This is a genomic window from Halolamina sp. CBA1230, from assembly GCF_002025255.2.
Taxonomy (GTDB): domain Archaea; phylum Halobacteriota; class Halobacteria; order Halobacteriales; family Haloferacaceae; genus Halolamina.
In genome coordinates this window covers 1,882,173-1,902,833 of sequence record NZ_CP054587.1, presented here as the reverse complement: position 1 = coordinate 1,902,833, position 20,661 = coordinate 1,882,173, and the positions used below count along the sequence as shown (strand labels likewise).

At 67.9% G+C, this 20,661-nt stretch carries 21 protein-coding genes; 13 read left to right on the top strand and 8 right to left on the bottom strand.

Features of this window, described 5'->3' with window-relative positions:
* Positions 1-38 precede the first annotated feature (38 nt).
* From B4589_RS10070 to upp, 3 genes are all read left to right on the top strand, one after another.
* The gene (locus B4589_RS10070; protein ID WP_079234145.1) at positions 39-1,823 is read left to right on the top strand and encodes a DNA-directed DNA polymerase II small subunit; all 1,785 of its coding nucleotides are present in this window, start codon (positions 39-41) and stop codon (positions 1,821-1,823) included.
* Positions 1,824-1,882: 59 nt separating this feature from the next.
* Entirely contained in the window at positions 1,883-2,152 is a 270-nt protein-coding gene (locus B4589_RS10065) for a hypothetical protein (RefSeq protein ID WP_079234144.1), read from the top strand.
* A gap of 75 nt (positions 2,153-2,227) precedes the next feature.
* The gene (upp, locus tag B4589_RS10060; protein WP_079234143.1) at positions 2,228-2,908 is read left to right on the top strand and encodes a uracil phosphoribosyltransferase; all 681 of its coding nucleotides are present in this window, start codon (positions 2,228-2,230) and stop codon (positions 2,906-2,908) included.
* A gap of 106 nt (positions 2,909-3,014) precedes the next feature.
* Here upp and B4589_RS10055 read toward each other — a convergent pair whose 3' ends face one another.
* Entirely contained in the window at positions 3,015-3,800 is a 786-nt protein-coding gene (locus B4589_RS10055; protein WP_079234142.1) for a hypothetical protein, read from the bottom strand.
* Between the two features lie 333 nt (positions 3,801-4,133).
* Positions 4,134-6,263, bottom strand: coding sequence for a S9 family peptidase (locus tag B4589_RS10050; protein ID WP_079234141.1), 2,130 nt, complete (start codon positions 6,261-6,263; stop codon positions 4,134-4,136).
* Between the two features lie 130 nt (positions 6,264-6,393).
* Here B4589_RS10050 and B4589_RS10045 point away from each other — a divergent pair, with 130 nt between their 5' ends.
* The gene (locus tag B4589_RS10045; RefSeq protein WP_079234140.1) at positions 6,394-7,236 is read left to right on the top strand and encodes a S26 family signal peptidase; all 843 of its coding nucleotides are present in this window, start codon (positions 6,394-6,396) and stop codon (positions 7,234-7,236) included.
* A 73-nt stretch (positions 7,237-7,309) separates the two neighbouring features.
* On the opposite strand, the gene B4589_RS10040 is transcribed toward B4589_RS10045, so the two are convergent.
* Positions 7,310-9,004, bottom strand: coding sequence for an AAA family ATPase (locus B4589_RS10040; RefSeq protein ID WP_079234139.1), 1,695 nt, complete (start codon positions 9,002-9,004; stop codon positions 7,310-7,312).
* Between the two features lie 1,089 nt (positions 9,005-10,093).
* On the opposite strand from B4589_RS10040, the gene B4589_RS10035 reads away from it, so the two are divergent.
* The 4 genes from B4589_RS10035 (at position 10,094) to B4589_RS10020 (ending at position 12,972) form a co-directional block, all read left to right on the top strand.
* Positions 10,094-10,735, top strand: coding sequence for an Era-like GTP-binding protein (locus tag B4589_RS10035; protein WP_079234138.1), 642 nt, complete (start codon positions 10,094-10,096; stop codon positions 10,733-10,735).
* Positions 10,736-10,737: 2 nt separating this feature from the next.
* A complete protein-coding gene (locus B4589_RS10030; protein WP_079234137.1) occupies positions 10,738-11,160 on the top strand; it encodes a DUF2073 domain-containing protein in 423 nt (140 codons plus the stop codon).
* Positions 11,161-11,164: 4 nt separating this feature from the next.
* Complete coding sequence (locus tag B4589_RS10025; RefSeq protein WP_079234136.1) at positions 11,165-11,950, top strand: Zn-ribbon containing protein; 786 nt, start codon at positions 11,165-11,167, stop codon at positions 11,948-11,950.
* 239 nt (positions 11,951-12,189) lie between these two features.
* Positions 12,190-12,972 (top strand): hypothetical protein, encoded by a 783-nt coding sequence (locus B4589_RS10020; protein WP_079234135.1) that lies wholly within the window; start codon positions 12,190-12,192, stop codon positions 12,970-12,972.
* Between the two features lie 192 nt (positions 12,973-13,164).
* On the opposite strand, the gene B4589_RS10015 is transcribed toward B4589_RS10020, so the two are convergent.
* Positions 13,165-13,749 (bottom strand): ATPase involved in flagella biogenesis, encoded by a 585-nt coding sequence (locus B4589_RS10015; protein ID WP_079234134.1) that lies wholly within the window; start codon positions 13,747-13,749, stop codon positions 13,165-13,167.
* Positions 13,750-13,853: 104 nt separating this feature from the next.
* Between B4589_RS10015 and B4589_RS10010 the strand changes: the two genes are divergently transcribed.
* Positions 13,854-14,531 carry a class I SAM-dependent methyltransferase gene (locus tag B4589_RS10010; RefSeq protein ID WP_079234133.1) on the top strand — a complete coding sequence of 226 codons (678 nt, stop codon included), beginning with the start codon at positions 13,854-13,856 and terminating at the stop codon, positions 14,529-14,531.
* Positions 14,532-15,199: 668 nt separating this feature from the next.
* On the opposite strand, the gene B4589_RS10005 is transcribed toward B4589_RS10010, so the two are convergent.
* Positions 15,200-16,180: a transcriptional regulator gene (locus tag B4589_RS10005; RefSeq protein WP_079234132.1), complete on the bottom strand. Its 981-nt coding sequence runs from the start codon at positions 16,178-16,180 to the stop codon at positions 15,200-15,202.
* A 162-nt stretch (positions 16,181-16,342) separates the two neighbouring features.
* Here B4589_RS10005 and B4589_RS10000 point away from each other — a divergent pair, with 162 nt between their 5' ends.
* Positions 16,343-17,626 carry a tRNA(Ile)(2)-agmatinylcytidine synthase gene (locus tag B4589_RS10000; protein ID WP_079234131.1) on the top strand — a complete coding sequence of 428 codons (1,284 nt, stop codon included), beginning with the start codon at positions 16,343-16,345 and terminating at the stop codon, positions 17,624-17,626.
* Here the strand turns inward: B4589_RS10000 and B4589_RS09995 are convergent, their stop codons facing one another.
* Positions 17,627-18,190: an NUDIX domain-containing protein gene (locus B4589_RS09995; protein ID WP_158081165.1), complete on the bottom strand. Its 564-nt coding sequence runs from the start codon at positions 18,188-18,190 to the stop codon at positions 17,627-17,629.
* Positions 18,191-18,266: 76 nt separating this feature from the next.
* On the opposite strand from B4589_RS09995, the gene B4589_RS09990 reads away from it, so the two are divergent.
* The gene (locus tag B4589_RS09990; RefSeq protein WP_255246071.1) at positions 18,267-18,503 is read left to right on the top strand and encodes a hypothetical protein; all 237 of its coding nucleotides are present in this window, start codon (positions 18,267-18,269) and stop codon (positions 18,501-18,503) included.
* Here the strand turns inward: B4589_RS09990 and B4589_RS09985 are convergent.
* Together B4589_RS09985 and B4589_RS09980 are read right to left on the bottom strand one after the other, a co-directional pair.
* Positions 18,494-19,042, bottom strand: coding sequence for an NUDIX domain-containing protein (locus tag B4589_RS09985; RefSeq protein ID WP_079234128.1), 549 nt, complete (start codon positions 19,040-19,042; stop codon positions 18,494-18,496). The genes B4589_RS09990 and B4589_RS09985 overlap by 10 nt on opposite strands.
* The gene (locus tag B4589_RS09980) at positions 19,039-19,578 is read right to left on the bottom strand and encodes an NUDIX domain-containing protein (protein ID WP_079234127.1); all 540 of its coding nucleotides are present in this window, start codon (positions 19,576-19,578) and stop codon (positions 19,039-19,041) included. Before B4589_RS09980 ends, B4589_RS09985 begins: the two co-directional genes overlap by 4 nt.
* A gap of 108 nt (positions 19,579-19,686) precedes the next feature.
* Between B4589_RS09980 and B4589_RS09975 the strand changes: the two genes are divergently transcribed.
* Together B4589_RS09975 and B4589_RS09970 are read left to right on the top strand one after the other, a co-directional pair.
* Positions 19,687-20,229 carry a hypothetical protein gene (locus B4589_RS09975; RefSeq protein WP_079234126.1) on the top strand — a complete coding sequence of 181 codons (543 nt, stop codon included), beginning with the start codon at positions 19,687-19,689 and terminating at the stop codon, positions 20,227-20,229.
* Positions 20,230-20,661: a hypothetical protein gene (locus B4589_RS09970; RefSeq protein WP_079234125.1), complete on the top strand. Its 432-nt coding sequence runs from the start codon at positions 20,230-20,232 to the stop codon at positions 20,659-20,661. It abuts the gene before it with no gap.

Sequence of the window (20,661 nt, the reverse complement as noted above, 5' to 3'; positions counted from 1 at the left end):
GCGGTACGCTTTTCCCGCCCCCTCGCCGAGGAGTCCCCGTGCCACAGGAGTCCCATCGACGGCTCGTGGAGGCGCTCACGAGCCGGGGGTACAACGCCGAACGCGAGGCGGTGACGCTGCTCGCGGACGCCGGCGAACCCGAACTCGCCGCCGAAGCAGCGGCGGAGGCCGCCGGCGACGCGTTCGTCGTCACCGCCGCCCACGCCCGCGAGGCGCTCGACGGGCCACTGCTCGGCGGCGACCCCGAGAGCGAGGCGACTCCTGACGAACCCAGTCACCCCGAGGCGGCCGAGGGTGCCCCCGACCTCGCCGCGAAGGCGCCGACCGACATGGAGGCCGGGAACGACTCGACGCCTGCCGACGAACTGCTGACCGAGGAGGACGAAGGGTCGCCGGCAACTGGAGGCGGCGAGGACGAAGGGTCGTCGGCACTCGGAGCCGACGACGACGAAGAGTCGTCGCCCGACGCCGATTCTGACGATACCAACGTTTCGACTGGAAGCGAAAATCGAGATAATCGACAGGAAGAGAGCGGTAGTGGAGCCGAAACGAAGGGGTCTACGGGCGAGGATATCGTCGAACCGTCGACCACTGCAGAGGCCGTCGGCGACCGCTCGCCGCCCGCGCCGGAGATCCGCAACGACGTGACCGGCCGCTCCACGGGCACCGGCGAGTACGAGGAGTTCGTCGGCACGTTCCAGGACCGCTACGACCGGCTCGCGGGACTGCTCCGCGGGCGCGTGAACCACCGGCCGGCGGAGGCGATCCAGTCGATGCCCGGCGGGAGCGACGCGGAGATGATCGGCCTCGTCGACGACATCCGGTCGACCGCGTCGGGCCACTGGATCGTCGAACTGGAGGACACCACGGGGACGTTCCCCTGCCTGATCATGAAGGACCGCGCGTTCGCTCCCCTCGTCGACGACCTGCTGCTCGACGAGTGTCTCGCGGTGCAGGGGACGCTGGCCGACGACGGCGGGATCATGTTCGTCGACTCGCTCCATTTCCCCGACGTGCCCCGGACGCACAAGCCCAACACGGCCGACCGACACGTGCAGGCCGCCCTCATCTCGGATATTCACGTCGGCAGCCAGGAGTTCGCCCAGGACGCCTGGGACCGCTTCGCGGAGTGGCTCCACACGCCCGAGGCCGAGGCCGTGGAGTACCTGCTTATCGGCGGCGACATGGTCGAGGGCGTCGGCGTCTACCCGGACCAGGACGAGGAGCTCGACGTCGTCGACATCTACGACCAGTACGAGACGTTCGCGGAGGAGCTGAAGAAGGTGCCCGGCGACATGGAGATCGTGATGATCCCCGGGAACCACGACGCGGTCCGGCTGGCGGAGCCGCAGCCCGCGTTCACCGAGGAACTGCGGGACATCATGAGCGCCCACGACGCCCGCTTCACGGGCAACCCCTCCACCGTCACCGTCGAGGGCGTCTCGGTGCTGATGTACCACGGCGTCTCGCTGGACGAGGTGATCGCCGAACTCCCGGAGGAGAAAGCCAGCTACGACGACCCGCACAAGGCGATGTACCAGCTCCTGAAGAAACGGCACGTCGCCCCGCAGTACGGCGGCCACACTCGCGTCGCGCCCGAGGAGAAGGACTACCTCGTGATCGACGAGGTGCCGGACGTGTTCCACACCGGCCACGTCCACAAGCTCGGCTGGGGGAAGTACCACAACGTGCTCGCGGTGAACTCCGGCTGCTGGCAGGAGCAGACCGACTTCCAGAAGTCCGTCAACATCGACCCCGACTACGGCTACGCGCCCATTCTGGATCTGGACACGCTGGACATGACAGTCCGGAAGTTCGTGTGAGGGAGAGTCACTGCTCGTGAGCGGTCGATTTTTTGATGGCCACGGATGTATCACATCCCGTGCGAGACGCCATGAAGGAGCGGCTCCTCTCGACGGACGTCGAGGCGTGGAACAACGAGTGGTACGTCTACGTCGGCGCCCCGCTGTTAGCGGCCGTCGGCGCCGTGTTCGGACAACTGTGGCTCACGTCGGAGATCCCGTTCTTCTGGGCGAGTGCGCTTGCCGTTGGCCTCTGCGCCGGGGGAGCCGTCGTAGTTGGAGGTGTGGTGCTCGCGCTGATCGACACACTGGCGGTCACCGAACCAGACGCCGACCACCGCGGACGCTGACCACGGTGCGGCACAGCACCCCGTAGCCACACGAAACCGCCCGCGTTTATGACGTTCGCAGCCCCAGGGCCGACAATGCCCATCGAGGATCGCGACCAGGCGAAGCTGGTCACGCACGCGCTGGCGAAGGACACCCTCTCGAAGATCCGGGACGTGGAGACCGAGCAGGTCGGCTTCCGCAAGGGGCTCGTGAAACTCGGCCGGATCTGCGGCTACGAGATCATCGACGGCGCGATGGAGACGGAGTACGTCCCCGTCCAGACCCCCCTGACCGAGACGACCGGCGAGCGCGTCAAGGGGCTCGACGACGTCGTGATCATCAACGTTCTCCGAGCCGCGACGCCGTTCGTCGAGGGGCTGCTGAAGGCGTTCCCGCGCGCGAAGCAGGGAGTCATCTCCGCCGGCCGCGACGAGGAGGCCGGGATGGACGACGACGGTCGGTTCCCGATCAGCGTCGACTACAAGAAGCTGCCCGAGATCACCGCGGACGACACGGTCGTCGTCGCGGACCCGATGCTCGCCACGGGGTCGACGATGTGTACGGTGCTCGACAACGTTCTCGACGCCGCCGTCGAGGAGCCCGAGGACCTGTTCGTGCTCTCGGCGGTGTCGGCGCCGGAGGGGCTGGTCCGGGTCAACGAGGAGTTCCCCGAGGCCGACCTGCTGACGGTCTCTATCGACGACGGCCTCAACGACGAGGGGTTCATCGTGCCCGGGCTGGGCGACGCGGGGGATCGGTCGTTCCGGACCACGTGAGGCGGGAAAACGCGACTGAAAGGAGCGGCAAACCGCCTCAGAAGCGAACGGCGAGCGCAGCGAGCCGTGAGAGCGGTGAGCGAGGGAGGCAAACGTCGCGACCGAACTACGTCCAGCGATCGTATACGTACAGCCCGCCCCCAGCCAGTAGCAGCACGACCCCCAGCGCCGCCACGCCGAGCCCGACGACGAAGCCGCCGAAGCCGGGCCCGAAGTCGTCAACGTGGCCGTAGACGGAGATGTTGTACAGCGTGTCGCCCTTCCGGATCGCGGTCGGAAGCTGGTCGACGTAGGGGTCGTTCACTCGGGGTCGGTACCCCATGTCGTCGCCCGTGGAGTTGTCGAGGATGGCGTCGACCGTCCGCTGTTCGCCTGCGGTGAGGCTCTCGTACCGCGGGGCCTGCTCGGCGACGGCGTCGGCGACGGTCGCGATCTCGACGGGTTCGGCGGTGACGTTCGTCGTCGGGCCGTCGACGCTGACCGAGAACCGGTAGTAGCCGTCGGGTTCGGTCTCGTCGTTGGTGTCCCTGACGAACCGGTTGGTGTCCTCGATCGCACGCACGTCGGCCCGAACGTCGTCGTTCCCGACGCTGGTGGCGGAGCCGTCGCGCATCGCCGCCACCAACAGCTCGCGGGTCGCGTTCGGCTTGCGGTACTCGTCGCCGTGGCGAGCGGTGAGTTCGTGGGTCGCGAGCGTCACCTCGTGGCCGTGGGCGCCGACGAGTCGTTTGCGGTCGGAGGTGTTGTCGAGGTCGATCGGTTCGGCGACGTATATCTGGGAGGTCTGTGCGGGCGGGGACGTGGCCTCCGCTGCCCAGCCGAGATACTGCGGCGCCGGGAGACACAGCAGCCCGACGACGACGAGCAGGAGGGCGACTCGGCGTCGATTCATCGGCCGACGGTTGCCGGTGTCGGTGTAAGTGCCTTCTGGGGTGTCAGGCCGGGGAGTTTCGGGCGATTCCGGCGGACGACCCCCTCGCTTCAGTTCGAGACCGACCCACTGGGCGGCGTCTGACGACCACGTGAAAGGCTCCCTCGGAGGGCTCCGGAGCGGTTGGGAGGCGTGCGGAGCGCACTGGTCACCGTGACCTCCACGGTCCGGACCTGGGACGGCGAGGCGTTGGGGTCGCCAACCCCCTCGCTTCAGTTCGAAACCGGGCACGGACGGCACGTCTGACGGCCAGGCGAAAACGGCCCCCGTAGGGATACGGAGTCCTCGGGAGCGCTACTCCTCGTTCTCGGCGTCGTCGCCGTTTTCGTCCTCGTCGTCGTCCTCACTCGCCGAGAGCCCCTCGTCCTCCTCGCGGTCGAGCGCCCGTGGGACATCGTGGTGGTCGCTGTACCCGTCGAACCACCGCGCGATGCGCTCGACGCGGTCGACGACGTGGCCGGGCTCGCCCGAGCGGGAGAGCTCGTGCCCTTCGCGGGGGTAGAGCACGAACCGCGTGTCGGTGCCCTGCTTGCGGAGCATCCGGTACCAGAGTTCGGCGGTACAGACCGGCGTGCGGTAGTCGTCGTCGGAGTGGATCACCAGCGTCGGCGTCTCTACCTCGTGGGCGTGGCCCGTCGGCGACTGCTCCCAGAGGAACGCCGGCTCCTCCGACGGCGTGGTGTCGAAGTCGCCCTCGACGAGCGCGTAGGCGCCGTCGGTCGAGCCGTAGAACCCCGTGAGGTCGTAGACGCCGCGCTGGGAGACCGCCGATCGGAAGAAGTCCGTCTGCCCGACCGTCCACGCGGTCATGAACCCGCCGAAGGAGCCACCCGTGAGGTGGACGTCGTCGGCGTCGACGTACTCGCGGTCGGCCAGCAGGTCGACGCCGGCCATCACGTCGGTTAGCGTCACGTCGCCCCAGTCGCGCTCGATCGCCTGCATGTACTCCTCGCCGTAGCCCGTCGAGCCGCGTGGGTTCGACCAGAAGACGACGTAGCCGCGGGCCGCGAGCGTCTGGAACTCATGCCACATCGTGCCCGCAGTCGTCCACATCGCGTGAGGGCCGCCGTGGACCTCGACCGCGAGGGGGTACTCCTTCTCGGGGTCGAACTCGGGGGGCGTGATGGTCCAGCCGTGGACCTCGCCCTGGTCGGAGTCGAAGGAGAGCTCCTCGGGCTCCTGCACCGAGACGTCGTCGAGGTAGTCGGCGTTGAGTTCGGTGAGGCGGACGCAGTCCTCGCGTTCGGCGCCCACACCGCCGTCGAGTCCCGGCTCGTCGGCGTGATCGAGCGTGCAGACGAACACGTCCCCGGGATGGTCCCACTCGCTCATCGCGAAGGCGAACCGCTCCGCGCCGACGTGGCCGGCGCTGACGGCGCCGGGGCGGATCACGCGGCTCGGCGGCTCGCTCGCCCCACCGGGCGCCGACCAGACGCTGGTCTTCCCCTCGTCGGGCGTCGAGAAGTAGATCCGCTCGCCGTCGGCGCCCCACTGCGGCGCGGACTCGTACCCCAGTCCGCGGTCGAGCGCCTCGGTGATCCAGGCCACCTCGCCGTTCTCGGTGTCGAGCACTTTGAGTTCGGTCGGCTGGATGCTGGCCTGCTCCTCCTCGCTGTAGAGGAACGCGACCCGTCCGTCGTCGGTGGCGGCGAGGCCGGCGCCCCAGCCGCTCGACTCGTGGACCTTCTCGGCCGCTTCGGCGTCGGTGTCGTACGCGTAGATGGAGTACCGGTGGGAGTCGTCGGGGTCCTCGCCCACGTCCTGGGCGGTGTAGTACAGCGTCGACGCGTCGCCCCACTCGGGACCGCCGAAGTCGACGTCGCCGTCGGTGATCCGCTCGACGTCGACCTCGTCGGCGCTCGCGAGGCCGTCGCCGACGTGGGCGACGTAGACGTGTGAGCGCGCGCCGTCGAAGTGCGACTGCCCCGTGCGGTAGACGGTGCGGTCGATCACTCGCGGGTCCGGCTCCTCGCGCTCGTACTCCGGCTCCTCGGAGATGTCGACGTCCGTTCCTTCCTCGCGTTCGGTCTCCGTCGTGGACTGGGTGAACGCGATCCGGTCGCCGTCGGGCGACCAGGCGATCCCCCCAACGCCGGCGGGCACCTCCGTGACCTGTCGGGCCTCGCCGCCGTCGACGGGGATGAGCCAGAGCTGTGGGCGGTCGTCGTCCTTCCCCCGGTTCGAGACGAAGGCGAGGCGATCGCCGGCGGGCGACCAGCGGGGCTGGCTGTCGGCGCCCTCCGAGACGCTGAACTGGCGGGGCTCGTCGCTCCCGTCGCTCGGGACGAGATAGATCGTCGCCTCGTAGCGCTCGTCGTCGTCCGGGAGTTCCTTGACGAACGCGACCTGCTCGCCGTCCGGCGAGAGGCGGGCGTCGCCGGGTTTGGCGATCTCGTGGAAGTCCGCGGCCTCGATTCGTGCCATGGGGTGACGCGCGGACCTACGGACCGAAAGGGTGTCGGTAGCGGCCGGAAGCGAGCGAACGCGGCGTCGTGACGGCCGGAACGAACCCAGTCAGAAGGCCTATGGCTACCCCCCAACAAGCGGAGCACAGATGAGTGCTGGCGAAGGTCCCCCACCGGAGCCGTCGACCGACGACGACGAGCCGGACGGCCTGCTTCGTCGGTTTCTGACAGCCGAGACCGGCCCGCTGATGTTCGCCCGGGAGATGCTGACCAGCATCGCGACCGTCGCCGCGGTGGGCCTGCTGCTGTTCGCGGTCAGCGGCGTCTGGCCGCCGATGGTCGCCGTCGAGAGCTCCAGTATGAGCCCGAACATGCAGACGGGCGACCTGATCTTCGTCACTGAACCCGGCCGGTTTGCTCCCGACGCCGCCCGCGGTGAGACCGGTGTCGTAACCCACCGAGTCGGCAAAGAGGTCGACTACAAGACGTTCAACGACTTCGGGACCGTCATCGTGTACGAAAGTCGTGGGTCGAGCCCGCCGATCATCCACCGCGCGCGCTTCTGGGTCGAGGACGGCGAGAACTGGTACGACGAGGCCAACGAGGCGTGGGTGCAGGGCGCCGACAACTGCGAGGAGATGGACAACTGCCCGGCCCCCCACGCGGGCTTCATCACCAAAGGCGACAACAACGCCTACTACGACCAGACCAACAACATCCGGGAGCCAGTGAAGCCGGAGTGGCTGATCGGCACCGCACGGGTCCGAATCCCCTACCTCGGCTGGGTCCGACTGGGCTTCTCCGGCGCGGCGACGACTGGACCCGGACCGATCGACGCCGGGGTCGCGAGTGCGACGGTCGATGAGTCGCCGCCTGCGGTGAACGACTCCGCATCCACCCTCAACGGCTCCGTTGCGGGTGCAGTCGAAACGTCGGTGTCGGTCGTCGGTCCCGAATCGAGAAGCTTGTCGAGTCCGCTATCGGCGGCCTAAAACGCTCGGTTTCTCGCAGAGACGTTCTCCCCGACCCCCATCGTTTCGGGTGGAACTCGGTACCGAACGGTGATCAGTTGTCGAAGCGCGCCTGCACGAAGGGCTGGGCGTTCTCGATGTCGCCGAGGCGGGAGTCCGAGAGCAGGACGTGTTCGGTCTCCTCGATCGGGACCGACAGCGAGATCTCCTTCGTGCGGCCGTAGCGCCCCTTCGAGACGACGACGGCGTTGACGATCCCCAGCATGTCGAGTTCGCTGATGAGGTCGGTGACGCGGCGCTGGGTCAGCACGTCGGCGTCGATCTCCTCGCAGAGACGCTTGTAGATGTTGAACACCTCGCCGGTGTTGATGTTGTGGACGCCGTTCTTCTCGAGCAGGATCGTCGCGAACAGGACGATCTTGCTCTGGGTCGGGAGCGTGCGCACGACCTCGACCACGCGGTCGAGTTCGATCTTGTCCTGGGCCTGCCGGACGTGCTGCTCCTCGACGGTCTCGGCCTGACTGCGCTCGGCGAGTTCGCCGGCGGTCCGGAGGAGGTCGAGTGCGCGTCGCGCGTCCCCGTGCTCCTGTGCGGCGAAGGCGGCACACAGCGGGATCACGTCGTCGGTCAGCGCGTCGTCCTTGAACGCCACGTCCGAGCGGTGCTGGAGGATGTCCCGGAGCTGATTGGCGTCGTACGGCGGGAACACGATCTCCTCCTCGCCCAGGCTGGACTTGACTCGGGGATCGAGGAAGTCGGTGAACTTGAGGTCGTTCGAGATCCCCATGATCGAGATGCGGGAATTCTCCAGTTCGGAGTTCATCCGGGAGAGGTTGTACAGCGTGTCGTCCCCGGACTTCTCGACGAGTTTGTCGATCTCGTCGAGCATGATCACGACCACGCGCTCGTGGTAGTCGATCGCGTCGAAGAACTTGGAGTAGACGCGGTCGGTGGGCCACCCGGTCATGGGCACCTCCTCCATCTCCTCGCGGTCGTCCTCGAGTTCGCTGATCTTCTCGTCGACGGCCTCGACGCTGTCGAACTCCGTGTCCGCGAGCGCGTCCTCGTCGCCGTCGGCCGCGGCCGAGCGGCGTTCGCGGAGTTCGTCGAGGCGGTCGCCGACGATCTCGCGGTTCTTCTCGATGAACTTGTTCGCGAGCTGGGCGAGCACGCGGTACTGCGTGTCGGTGATCTCGCAGTTGATGTACTCCACCTCGCAGGGGACGTCGTACTTCTGGGAGGTGGACTCGAGCTCCTGGCTCACGAACTTCGCGCTCGCGGTCTTCCCGGTGCCGGTCTTCCCGTAGATCAGGATGTTCGAGGGGGTGTCCCCGCGCAGCGCCGACACCAGGATGGTCGCCATCTGGTTGATCTGGTCGGTACGGTGGGGGAGCTCGTGTGGCGTGTAGGAGGGTCTGAGCACCTCCTTGTTGCTGAATATCGGCTCCCCGGCCATCAGGTCGTCGAACAGCCCCTGGCTGTCGCCGTCGTCCTCGAGCATCCGGTCGATGTCGACGCCGCCGGTGTCGAGATCGACCGAGGAGTCGATCCCCTCCGTGTCCAACGAGGAGTCGACGCCGTCGGTGACCCCGTCCGTGTCGAGGACCTCGGACTCGTCCGTGTCGGTGTCCTCGCCGTCGTCCGGCTCGGCGGCGCTCGATCCATCGTCGCTGTCGATGTCGGCGTCGTCAGCGTCCTCTTCGACCGCGCCGTCGTCCGCGATCGGCCAGCCGTCGTTCGGATCGCCCTCTCCTCCTTCCGAACCCGTGTCGTCGTTCATATCGTTCATTTTGATACCCCTACGTTTCGAGTGGAGAACGGCACTCGGGACCGGGATTTTCCGCCGGAAACCACCTGCAAGGCCCGATCCGTCGCGAGAGTTTCCGGAGCGCCGTCCAGTTGATGCACTCGAACCAAATGAATAGGGGTACCAAAAACCTGTCCCTGTCGTCGCGGCGCGTGGACGGTTCGGCCCGGAAGCTGGGTCGAGTGACACCCGACGTTCTCGACGACTGTAGGCGGGACCTACGGCCCTGATCCCCACTGTTTCGACTGGACGGGCAGGCGAAAGACGGGTGTGGCGTCGACGATTGGAGTCGAAGCGGTCGAGAGGGTGTGTCGGGTCAGTGAGGGCTGGAGCCGAAACGGTGGCCCGGCCGGAAACAGCGGCGAGCCGCGGTCAGTTTCACGATCGTCCGGGTCGAGCCGGAGACGAGGACTGGCCGCGCGCCGCGTTGGACGGGAAACGGTGGCGGGTAGTGACCCCCCCACCCCATCGTTTCGGGTGGAACGCGGAATCAGGTGGGGGTGGGGGTCGGGAAGCGGCAGTAACCGCCTCCTCTCGAGCGGTAGTTTTACACTACACGACGATAGATTAGTCCGTACTGCAATCTCCATCCTTTATTTAGTTCGTGACGTGTGTGGTTAGTTGTGTTTACTGGCGACGGCTCGTCACCCCTCCCCCTCTCTCGCTCGTGGTTCCACGCGAAACGGAGGGGAGGGGGTTCACAGTTCGGGATCGCGAGATCGAACCCTCGGCAGATCGGCCGTTCAGGCAATCTCCAGTGGGAAGAAGCTCCTCGACCGAACGGAGCTACGAACCTCCACCCACGTTTCGTGTGGAGACCCCCGGAAGCATCTGACATCTGACATCTGATCGTTCGTCCATGCAGTTCGGGGGGAGCTCGACCGGACCCGTTCGATGGGGGTCCGACCGGACCCCACCGTTTCGTGTCGAGACTCCGTATGTCGTTTTTCCCGTTACGGTCGGCGTCGGCGCCCTCCCGGAACGTTCCACGGCGTCCGACGCCATTCTTAAGTGCATCGCCGGCGGTACTCGGTGTAACGGCTCCCTACCGTCAGGGAGCAGGAGACAAGGATGGGTCTGCTCACGAGTCTGAAACAAAGTATTACGCGGGTCACGGACGGCCTGTTCGCGTCAGAGGAGCCGAAACGGATCGGGATCTACGGCCCGCCCAACGCCGGGAAGACCACGCTGGCGAACCGCATCGCCCGCGACTGGACCGGCGACGCGGTGGGCCCGGAGAGTCACATCCCCCACGAGACACGGCGTGCGCGCCGGAAGGAGGGTGTGACCATCGAACGTGACGGTCGGGAGGTCACGATCGACATCGTCGACACGCCCGGCGTCGCGACGAAAGTCGACTACGAGGAGTTCCTCGACCACGACATGGAGAAGGAGGACGCCGTCCGGCGCTCCCGCGAGGCGACCGAAGGTGTCGCCGAGGCCATGCACTGGCTCCGGGAGGACGTCGACGGCGTGATCTACGTGCTCGACAGCACCGAGGACCCGTTCACGCAGGTGAACACGATGCTGATCGGCATCATCGAGAGCCAGGAGCTCCCGGTGCTGATCCTCGCGAACAAGATCGACAAGGAGGAGTCGGACATCCAGCGGATCGCGAACGCGTTCCCGCAGCACGAGACGATCCCGCTCTCCGCACTGGAGGGACAGAACATGGACGAAGTGTACGAGAACATCGCGGAGTACTTCTCCTAACAATGCCCGAAGTAACCAGCGGCGACGGCGACGGTTCCTCCCCCGAAGAGGACGACCTCGACGACGGCGTCCGGGTCGACATGATCAGCGGCGCCCGGATGGAGGGGCTCACCAGCATGGAGAAGATCCGCCTGATCCTCGACGGCGTTCGCGACGGCAACATCGTGATATTAGAGGAGGGGCTCACCCCCGACGAGGAGTCGAAGCTGATCGAGGTCACGATGACGGAGATCAGCCCGGACGAGTTCAGCGGCATCGAGATCGAGACCTACCCCAAATCGAGTTCGAGCAACCCCGGGCTGTTCGACCGGCTGATGGGGAAGGAGGAGCAGACACAGAAGCTGACGGTGATCGGCCCGGCGAACCAGATCGAGACGCTCCACAAGGACGAGAACCTGATCAGCACGCTCGTCTCGCGCAAGTAGTCCCGTGCCCCACGAGTGTACCACCTGCGGCCGGCAGTTCGACGACGGCTCCAAGGAGATGCTATCGGGCTGTCCGAACTGCGGCGGGAACAAGTTCCAGTTCCAGCCGGCCGGCCGCGCTGCCACGGACGACGCTTCGGCCACCGACGCCGAGCCACCCGAACCGGCCGACGCCGAGGAGCCCGCGACCGGACCTGAAACGTCGGCGTCCGAAACGCCGGATCCGAAACCTACAGCCTCCGAAACGGCGGACCCGAAACCCACGGCGGCCGACGACGCGGAGTCGGGGGTCGCCGAACGGGAAGAAGCGTTCCGCGACGCCGAAATCGACGACGAGGTGGGCGAGGAGAACCGTGCCCAGAACGACGCGCGCTCCTCGTCGGCCAGTATCGAGGAGATCGACGAGGCGCGCCGGAAGATGGAGGCGGCCGAGGAGGAGGTCGCCAGCGGTCGCGGCACGCCACAAGGACCCCCGACGGAGACGCCGTCGGGCGAGGACACCGACGAGTTCGACCTCTCGGGTGCGGTCGGCCCCGACGACGACGTCGAGAAACAGCCCGTCGCGGGCTCGGCGCCGGAACGGGAGGAGCCGGTGAGCGACGAGGACACCGACCTGCGGTCGCTGCGCGAGGAGCTGAACGACCAGTTCGAGAGCATCAAGATCACCGCGCCCGGCCAGTACGAACTCAACCTCATGGAGCTGTACGACCGGAAGGAGTACATCATCTCGCTCCAGGAGGACGGCCGGTACGTGATCGAGATGGCCGACGACTACGGCATCGACGAGTAGCTGGGTCGATCCCACCTCTGCTCCCTTCCTCCCTGCTCCTCTCTTCCTCCCTGCTCCTCTCTTCCTCACTGCTCCTCCCTACCCCTCTCCTCCCCCACGCCGACCGCTTCAGCAACCGTTAACAGCCACGCGGTCGCAGGTGGCGGTATGAGCACGGCGACGAAGATCGTCACCAGCACAGTCGGCCTGTCCGCGATTCTGGCGTTCGCGCTCGTCTTCCAGATCGTCCTCTCGGCCTGATGTTCGCCGAACGGACGCTCTCCCCGACGGTCGAGCGACTGCACAGCGAGCTCGCGCCCGACGTTCGCGTCCTCGACGCCGAGCAGGATTTCGAGACGCTCCCGCCGGCGGTCGCGGAGGAGTTGGGGCTGCTCGTGGACGCGCTCGATCCCGCCAGCTACCCAGACGCGTGGCTCCCCGAGAACGCGCCGGCCCAACTGGAAGCCTACACCTCCGACCAGTTCACGATCGGCCTCCCGGGCGACGGCACGGTTGTCTGGACCCGCCAGACCGAGCCGCCGACGGTGATCGTGAAGGCCCGTGCCGAGGGGACGCCGGAGTCGTTCCGCGAGTTCCTGCTCGCCGAGGCGCTGGTTGAGATCGACGAGGGCGTTCCGGAGAGCTTCCTCCCCTTCTTCGGCGAGCGGTACGCCGACCTCGACGACGCGCTGGGGCTCGGCGGCGCGGCAACGTACCAGGTCGCGGCCGCGCTGTACGACGCTTGGGTCGGCCTGCACACCCGCGAGCGGTTCCGCGCGTGGGAGGGCGATCACGACGAGCTCCACGCGGCGTGGGCCGACGCCGGCGACCGCCTCGTCGGCCGGATCGACGACCTCCCGGGTGAGGTTGCCCGGGGCGAGACCGAGTTCCCGGCGGCGACGGAACTGGCGTGTTCGGCGGTGAAACACGGGCTCGACCTGCCCGCGCCGTTCGCCGCACTCGACACGCTGGCCTACCGCGACCACGGCGCCGAGTACGCGGTCCGGTGGGCCGAGAAGACGATTGACGCGCTCGCGGAGTAACGGCGGACGGCTTCGACTGCGGTCGTCGTTTCGACTCAGCCGTCGGCTTCTGCTGTTTCAACTCCATCGTCCGTTTCGACTACTTCGACTCCACGTACAGTTTCGACTGGAAACACCCTCGTCGATTCCCCGGGATTTCGAGTGGAACACCGTGACGGGGACGGGTCGAGAAGGGAAAACCGCGCCGCCCGCCTACTCTCGCGGTTCGTAGCTCACAGTACCGTCGTCGTGGAGGCGGACCGTCGCGTCGAACAGCTCCGTGAACGCGGCGACCGTCTCGTCGTCGTGGACTTCGCTGGAGAGGTGGAACAGGCAGACCGCGTCGTGTTCACGAACGAGTTCGATCAGTCGCTCGGCTGCCTCCAGCGCGGCGTCCTCGTCGCCGTAGTAGGCGAGTTCGCTGAGCGAGTCGAGCGTGATGCGGAGCTGGCCGTCGTGCTCGGTCAGGAACGCCTCGACCTGTTCGACGATCCCCTCGACGTCGTCCGGGCCGGCCGCGTAGTGGATATGCGGCGCCGAGCGCCGGGAGTACCCCCGTTCGATCGAGAGGGTGTCGAGGACCTCCGCCCGCGACTCGTCGACCTCGTAGTAGTCGAGTTTCTGTTCGACCTCGCGGGCGGTAGTTCGGGTGGAGACGACGAGGAAACGGTCGGTGTCGACGCTGAGGAAGTCGGTGTCGACGCGGTCGGTCTCCCCGATGCTGGGGTGCAACAGCAGCAGCGCGGTCCCGGCCGGGACGCTGTCGGGCGCGCCGTCGATGGCGAGGTCGTACTCCATATCCGGTGGTAGGGGGGCGGCGACTTCAAACTCGCGGCGCCGGCTTCCTGTCGACGACCGGCCGGAGCCGAACCCGTTTTGCCCCGCACGCTCGAACCCGACCCATGAGCGTTCGCGAGGAGTTCGACAGCTGGGCCACCGAGGACCGCGAGCAGGGGATGGAGGAGCGCCACTGGCACACCGCACGCCCGATCCTTGCACGGATGCCCGTCGAGGCGGGGGACCGCGTGCTGGATCTCGGCACCGGCAGCGGGTACGCGCTCCGGGCGCTGCGCGAGCGGGGGATCGGCGCCGGCTACGGACTCGACGGCTCACCCGAGATGGCCCGGAAAGCCGACAGCTACACCGACGACGACGCGATCGGCTTTCTCGTCGGCGACTTCGATCACCTTCCCTTCGAGACGGACTCGATCGACCACGTGTTCACGATGGAGGCGTTCTACTACGCGAACGACCCCCACCACACGCTGGAGGAGATCCGGCGCGTGCTGAAACCCGGCGGGACGTTCTACTGCGCGGTGAACTACTACGAGGAGAACGTCGCCTCCCACGACTGGCAGGAGAACATCTCGGTGGAGATGACCCGCTGGGACCGCGAGCAGTACCGCGAGGCGTTCCGCGCCGCCGGCCTGCACGTCGCCGAGCAGGACAACGTCCCGGACCGCGAGACGGAGATTCCCGAGGAGTCGGAGTTCCCCCACGAGGGGTTCGGGAGTCGGGAGGCGATGGTCGAACGCTACCGGACGTGGGGGACGCTGCTGACCGTCGGCGTCGCGCCCTGATTAGTGAGGTTTTCGGTGGTACTGGGCTAGCTACGATCTTACTCCTATTCGGCATCGACAGCAACAGTAGTTCGATCCTTCGGCATTGACGGCAACAGTAGTTCGATCCTTCGGCATTGACGGCAACAGTAGCTCGATCCTTCGGCATTGACGGCAACAGTAGCTCGATCCTTCGGCATTGACGGCAACAGTAGCTCGATCGTTGGCCACTTGTGACCGCAACTGCCCCGCACAGCCCACGAACCTCCCCAGCCGACTCGTTCCTTCGCTGTCGCTCAGTCACTCGTCCCTCGCGCTGTCGTACGGGCGACCCGTGCGTCGCCCGTACGGCCTGCGGGATCTTCGATCCTGCTCTGACAAGCGGCACGAGGCCGCGTGCGCTTCGCGCCGACAGCGACGGCGATGCGGTGGCGGTGGACGCCTCGCGGGCGTCGCCGAGAGTCCCTGACTCTCGGCTGCCAGCCGGACGTAGTCCGGCGACGTCGACGAGAATCGAAGATCCTCGTCTGCCAATCAGAAATCTCCGATTTCTGATGATGGGCCTCGTGCCCGGCACCCTGCGGTCGCAAGTGGTCAAGCATCGAGATGCTGTTGCTGTCGCTGTTCGAGCCAGATCTACTCTTGCTTCCCACCGAAACACGAACAGCGAACCCAACGAACGGAGAGAATCAGGCTTCGCCAGGCTCTGCGGCGCGCTCGCGGATCAGATCCCGCACCGCCTCGGGGTCGTCCGTCTCCGCCAGCTCGTCACAGGAGACCAGCGCGGTCCCCTTCACGGACTCGCGGCTGGCGTCGTTCTCGACGAAGTACACCGAGCGCGTGCGGGTGACCTGCCCCAGCGAGGACATGATCCGGGCGCGCTTCTCGGCGTTGGGGGTGAACTCCGAGTGGCCCGTCAGCAGCTTCGCGCCGTCGCGGCCGCGGCGCTCCTCGTCCTCGCTCACGCTGTTGAACGGCGCCCGCGTGGTGGGGTGGACCGTAAAGCCCGCCCGCGTCAGCACGCCCACGACGTGCTCGTCGTCGGGGTCGGCTTCCGGCGCGTCGGGGGTGGGCTCGGCGTCGCGGACCTCCTCGGCGCCCTCCATCACGTTCATCGGCGCCGTGAAGGGGCGGTCGAACAGCTCCTCCAGCTTCACCGCGACGTCGATGGAGGCGTTCATCCCGTCCTCGTACTTCGAGACGGTGCGCCGGGAGACGCCGAGCTCGGAGGCGAGTTTCCCGAGGCTCCAGTCCTCCTCCTCGCGGCTCTCCGAGAGCAGGTCGCCGTCGATGTTGACGTACAGCCCGCCGGGGGCCGCGTAGATCAGCGGCGGCACGTCCTCGACGAACAAGTCGAACGCGGTGTCCGGATGGATCGCGGGCACGCCGTGACGGAAGTACACCACCTCCGGCTTCAGCTCCTCGTCGCGGGTGCGCATCCCCACGACCATCGGCGTCGCCGAGAGGTACTCCCCGAGTCGACGCATCTCCCGCCCCGTGGCGGCGTCGAACGCGTCGACGTTGCCCAGCACCTTCAGCAGCACGAGCTCCTCGCCGCGGCGGGCCGCGACGTCGAAGCTCTTGGGCCGGATCGCACAGCGCTCGCTGACGAGGAACCCGGCGTCCTGCAGCATCGCCGTGACGTTCTCGATCAGCGCTGTACGGCTCATATGGGGAAGTAGGCGACTCACGGCATATATACGTTGTGTCGACCCGGGACGGCGCAGTCGGGCGGTTCGCTGTTCGAGCGACCGATAGCTCCATATATCGGGAGTTGGCGCTCGGTCGATCGACGCGAAACCGCCTTGGCCGTCGGCCGCCTCCCTCCCGGCGTGACCGTCATCGGCGTCGACGACACCGACTCCCGCGAGCGCGGGATGTGCACGACCTACCTCGCGGCCCGCATCGCCGAGCGGATCGCGGCCGCCGGGGGGTCGATCGACGAGCGCCTGCTGATCCGCCTCAACCCCGCCGTCGAGCGCAAAACGCGGGGGAACGCCGCGCTCGCGATCCACACCGATCTCGACGCCGACCACGCCGCCGAGATCGCCCGCGAGGAACTCGAACCGCTGGCCGAGACCGACGACCCCCGTACGTCGCCCGGGCTCGTCGTCGCCGACTGCGACCCGGACGAGGTGCCGGCCGCCGTCACCGCGTTCGCCCGCAATGCGGTCCGCGAGTTCCACGACCTCGACGACGCGCTCGCGCTGGCCGACGACACGGGCTTCGAGACCGCTGGCTGGACGGGCGGCCACGGCCGCATCGGCGCGCTCGCGGCGGTCGGCGCGGCCGGCGCCTTCGACGAGTGGACGTACGAACTGATCGCCTACCGGGAGTTCGACCGCTGTGGCACGCCACGCGAGGTGGACGAAGCGAGCCTGTTCGCCGCCGCCGAGGACGCCTACCCCGCGGCGTGGGACACCGTCGACCGCGTGGAGGACGAGGCGGTCTGCGTGCCCAGCGCGCCGGGGCCCATCCTCTACGGGATCAGGGGTGACGACCCCGAGGCACTCCGCGAAGTCGCTGGGGGGATCGACTCGGAGCCGGTCGAGCGAACCGCACTCTTCCGGACGAACCAGGGCACCGACGCTCACCTCCGCGCCGCCGACGTGGCCGACCTCACTGCCCTCGACGACGGCGGCGCGTACCGCGTGGACTGTGTCGTCGCCGGTGAGCCGGAAACGCGGGAGGGTGGCCACGTGTTCGTGCCGATCAGGGGCGTCGAGAGTAGGTTGACCATCGACGCGGCGGCGTTCGAACCGACCAAACGGTTCCGCCACCGCGTGCGCGCGCTCCGGCCGGGCGACGAGCTCACCGTCTGCGGGGAGGTGAGTTCGGGCACGCTCAAACTCGAGAAGTTCGCCGTTCGTGGCCTGGACCGGACGGCGCTCCGGAACCCGAAATGTCCGGACTGTGAGACAACGATGAGCTCCGCGGGCCGGAACCAGGGGTACCGATGCCGCGACTGTGGGACGAGCGCGCCGGGGAAAGTCGAGACCGAGGTCGACCGCGACCTCGAACGCGGCTGGTACGAGGTGCCGCCGTGTGCCCGCCGCCACGTCGCGAAGCCGCTCGTTCGCGGCGGGTTCGACGCGCCGACGCATCCGGAGCGGTAGTCAGAACCGCCTCAGCGCTTCCTCGACGCTCGCCCGGTCGTGGACCAGCGACTCGCGCTCGTCGTACGCGTCGGGGGTGAGAAACGCGACCGCATCGGCGTCGTCGCCCGCTTCCGTGGCCCCAGTCGCCGCGGCCCGATTCACGCCGAAGTGGATCGCAGCGTGGTTGCGCTCCGACCCCGCTGCGAACCCGGTCCCGATCGGTTCGAGGTCGTCGGGGTCGACGTGTAGTCCGGTTTCCTCCTCGAGTTCCCGCGCGGCGCCCTCAGCGAGCGGCTCGTCGTGTTCAGGATGGCCGCCAGGGAGCGCCCACGCGCCCTCGGCGGGCGGCTGCCCGCGCCGGATACAGCAGACACGGTCGCCGTCGTCAGACTGTGTCTGACTGGCGGACGAATCGCGACGCGATTCGTCAACGTCGACGACCGCGACGGCGACGCTCGGAACCGCCGTGCGCCAGAGCACGCGCTCACAATTCGGGCAGTAGGCGCGCTCGCGGCCGTCGACCTCGCGGTGTTCGACCGCAGCACCGCAGAGCGGGCAGTAGTCTGCATCGACGGCGATCACGATCGAGGGTTCGTCGGTGGGGAGAAAACGGTTCGGTCCCGAAAACTGATCAATCATCGTCGAGAAATGGGGAGTCGTGTCACAGGATTTGCTGCTGTACGGCCTCCTCGTCGTCGCCGTCGGGGGCGGGCTCTACCGGTTCGCCCGGCCGCTGGCACGCTTCAGCGAACAGCTGGACGCCATCGGAAGCACGACCTCGGCCGACGAGGTCGAGCCGGCGGACTGGAAGGTGTGGCTCTACCGCGGTATCGCGGTCCTGATCGTCGTCGCCGGGATCGGACTGTTCGGCGAGGGTGTGCTCGCCTACGCCTGATCGACCGCCGCGATCGCCGCCCGACAGACTGCCGCGTCGTCGGTGTACGCCCACTCCACTTGGTCGAACTCGGATTCGTTCGCCCAGCGCAGGCCCGCGAGGTCGTCGGCCGCCGACGGTTCGCCGTCGGTATTGCCCAGTTCGACCGCGTAGTCCACACAGACCACCTGCTTCTCGTCGGTCAGCCCCGGTTCGGGGACGACCGTCTCGAGGTCGCGCGCTTCGAGGAGTCGGAGATCCGCGGGATCGACGCGGAGGCCGGTCTCCTCCGCGAGCTCTCGGGCGGCCGTGGCCCGTGGCTCCTCGCCGAAGTCGACGTGCCCTCCGGGCGTGGAGAACCGACCCTCGGCGGGCGCGGCGCCGCGCTCCCCGAGCAGCACGCACGGCGTCGCACCCGAGCGGTCCACGATCCCCACCGCCGCAGCCACCGCCGGCGAGTGGTACACGCCGCGCTCGCAGTCGGGACAGTGGTAGCGGGGGTCCTCGCCACGGAGTTCGGCGCCGCAGTACGGGCAGAAGCTGGGCGGGAAGTCGGTCATCGGCCGGGCTCCTCCCGTGCCAACGCTCGCTCGATGAAGCGACGGTTGTGGTCGCGAAGTTGCTCGGGGAGCGTCTCCCGTTCGAAGAACCGCGCCGCGTCGGCGTCGCTCCCCGCCGACGGGGCCCCGTCGACGTGTTCGCGCTCGACGACGTAGCGAACGAGGAGGACGTGTTGCGCTCGGTACGCCGCGCCGCCGTTCTGCTCCCGGAGATGCGTGCCGAGCAGCCGGAGCTCCCCGGGGTCGGCGTCGACGCCGGCCTCCTCGCGGAGCTCCCGGACCGCGGCAGCCGGCGCCGACTCGTCCGGTTCGAGGTAGCCGCCGGGGAGCGTCCAGTACCCCTCGCTCGGCCCACCGCCGCGGCGGACGAGCAGGATCTCGTCGCCGTCGCGGACGGCGACGCCCGCGGTGGGGACGGGGTTGCGCCAGACGAACTGCTCGCAGTCGGGGCAGTAGCGGCGGTCGCGCCCCTCGAACGTGCGGGACTGGAGGGCGGCGCCACAGGTCGGACAGTAGTTCGCGTCGACGGCGACCATCGTTCGGGCGTTCGGCGGTACGGGCAAAACAGTTCGGCCCCGCGACGGTTTTCTCGGATATCTACGTTTTGCCAAAGATATATTGTCTACAGGCTCGTCGTTTCGATCATGACCGAGGATCGCGGCGCGCTCCCGGAGGACGCTCGACAGCAGTGGGAGGCCGAGCGCACGACGTTCCAGCGCGTGTACGACGTGGTGACGGGGACGGCCGAGTACACCACGGCGACGGAGATCGCCGACCGCGCCGCCTGTTCGACGACGGGTGCACGCGACGCGCTCTCACAACTGGTGGAGATGAGGATCGCCGAGCAGCGCGGTGACCGACCGACGGAGTACCGCCGGAACGACTCCTACCTGCGCTGGAAACGGATCGAGCGGCTCGCCGAGGACCACACCGCCGCGGCGCTCCGCGAGGAGCTCGACGCGCTCGTCGAGGAGGACGAGTCGCTCCAGGAGCGGTTCGACGCCCCCGACCCGGACGCCGTCTCGCCGGCCGTGTTCGACGACGCCGATCACGAGGGGGTACACGATCGCTGGGATGCGCTCTCCCGCTGGCGGACCGTCCGCGAGGACCTCGGCGTGATCCAGCGGGCGATCCACCGAGCCGAGCGGAACACGGACGACCGGACCGGCCGCTCCGCGTCGGCGTAGATGTCCGACGACGAAGGGCTCCCGAGCGGCCGCCTCGACGTCCCGACGCTCCGGACGATCGCCCGACGAGCCGAGGGGCATCCGTTGGTCGACGGCTGGACGTTCGAACCGTCGAGCGTCTCGCCGCGGCATCTCGAACTCCCGCTCGTCGCGAGCGCGTACCCGCAGTCCGTGACGGCGGCGCGTATCGACCTCCGGTGGTTCACGACCGACGACTACTCCGTCCACTACGTCGAGACGCGAACGGACCGATCGGACCCGTACCAGTGCCGGTGGGATCGTCACCCGAAAACGACCGCGCCGCGAACGCATTTCCACCCGCCGCCCGACGCCGGCGACGCGGAACTCTCATCGTTGGGCTCCCACCACCTCGACGTCCTGTTCAGCGTGCTCGACTGGGTGCGGGATCGCGTCGACGCGGTGGCGGACTGA

What these genes read in the sequence shown, in the direction of transcription:
- B4589_RS10045 (WP_079234140.1), top strand. Translation starts at nt 6,394, where the DNA reads ATGAGTGCTGGCGAAGGTCCCCCACCGGAGCCGTCGACCGACGACGAC.
- B4589_RS09985 (WP_079234128.1), bottom strand. Translation starts at nt 19,042, where the DNA reads ATGACCGACTTCCCGCCCAGCTTCTGCCCGTACTGCGGCGCCGAACTC.
- B4589_RS10040 (WP_079234139.1), bottom strand. Translation starts at nt 9,004, where the DNA reads ATGAACGATATGAACGACGACACGGGTTCGGAAGGAGGAGAGGGCGAT.
- B4589_RS10050 (WP_079234141.1), bottom strand. Translation starts at nt 6,263, where the DNA reads ATGGCACGAATCGAGGCCGCGGACTTCCACGAGATCGCCAAACCCGGC.
- upp (WP_079234143.1), top strand. Translation starts at nt 2,228, where the DNA reads ATGCCCATCGAGGATCGCGACCAGGCGAAGCTGGTCACGCACGCGCTG.
- B4589_RS10055 (WP_079234142.1), bottom strand. Translation starts at nt 3,800, where the DNA reads ATGAATCGACGCCGAGTCGCCCTCCTGCTCGTCGTCGTCGGGCTGCTG.
- B4589_RS10005 (WP_079234132.1), bottom strand. Translation starts at nt 16,180, where the DNA reads ATGAGCCGTACAGCGCTGATCGAGAACGTCACGGCGATGCTGCAGGAC.
- B4589_RS09980 (WP_079234127.1), bottom strand. Translation starts at nt 19,578, where the DNA reads ATGGTCGCCGTCGACGCGAACTACTGTCCGACCTGTGGCGCCGCCCTC.
- B4589_RS10030 (WP_079234137.1), top strand. Translation starts at nt 10,738, where the DNA reads ATGCCCGAAGTAACCAGCGGCGACGGCGACGGTTCCTCCCCCGAAGAG.
- B4589_RS10010 (WP_079234133.1), top strand. Translation starts at nt 13,854, where the DNA reads ATGAGCGTTCGCGAGGAGTTCGACAGCTGGGCCACCGAGGACCGCGAG.
- B4589_RS10035 (WP_079234138.1), top strand. Translation starts at nt 10,094, where the DNA reads ATGGGTCTGCTCACGAGTCTGAAACAAAGTATTACGCGGGTCACGGAC.
- B4589_RS09975 (WP_079234126.1), top strand. Translation starts at nt 19,687, where the DNA reads ATGACCGAGGATCGCGGCGCGCTCCCGGAGGACGCTCGACAGCAGTGG.
- B4589_RS10020 (WP_079234135.1), top strand. Translation starts at nt 12,190, where the DNA reads ATGTTCGCCGAACGGACGCTCTCCCCGACGGTCGAGCGACTGCACAGC.
- B4589_RS09970 (WP_079234125.1), top strand. Translation starts at nt 20,230, where the DNA reads ATGTCCGACGACGAAGGGCTCCCGAGCGGCCGCCTCGACGTCCCGACG.
- B4589_RS10015 (WP_079234134.1), bottom strand. Translation starts at nt 13,749, where the DNA reads ATGGAGTACGACCTCGCCATCGACGGCGCGCCCGACAGCGTCCCGGCC.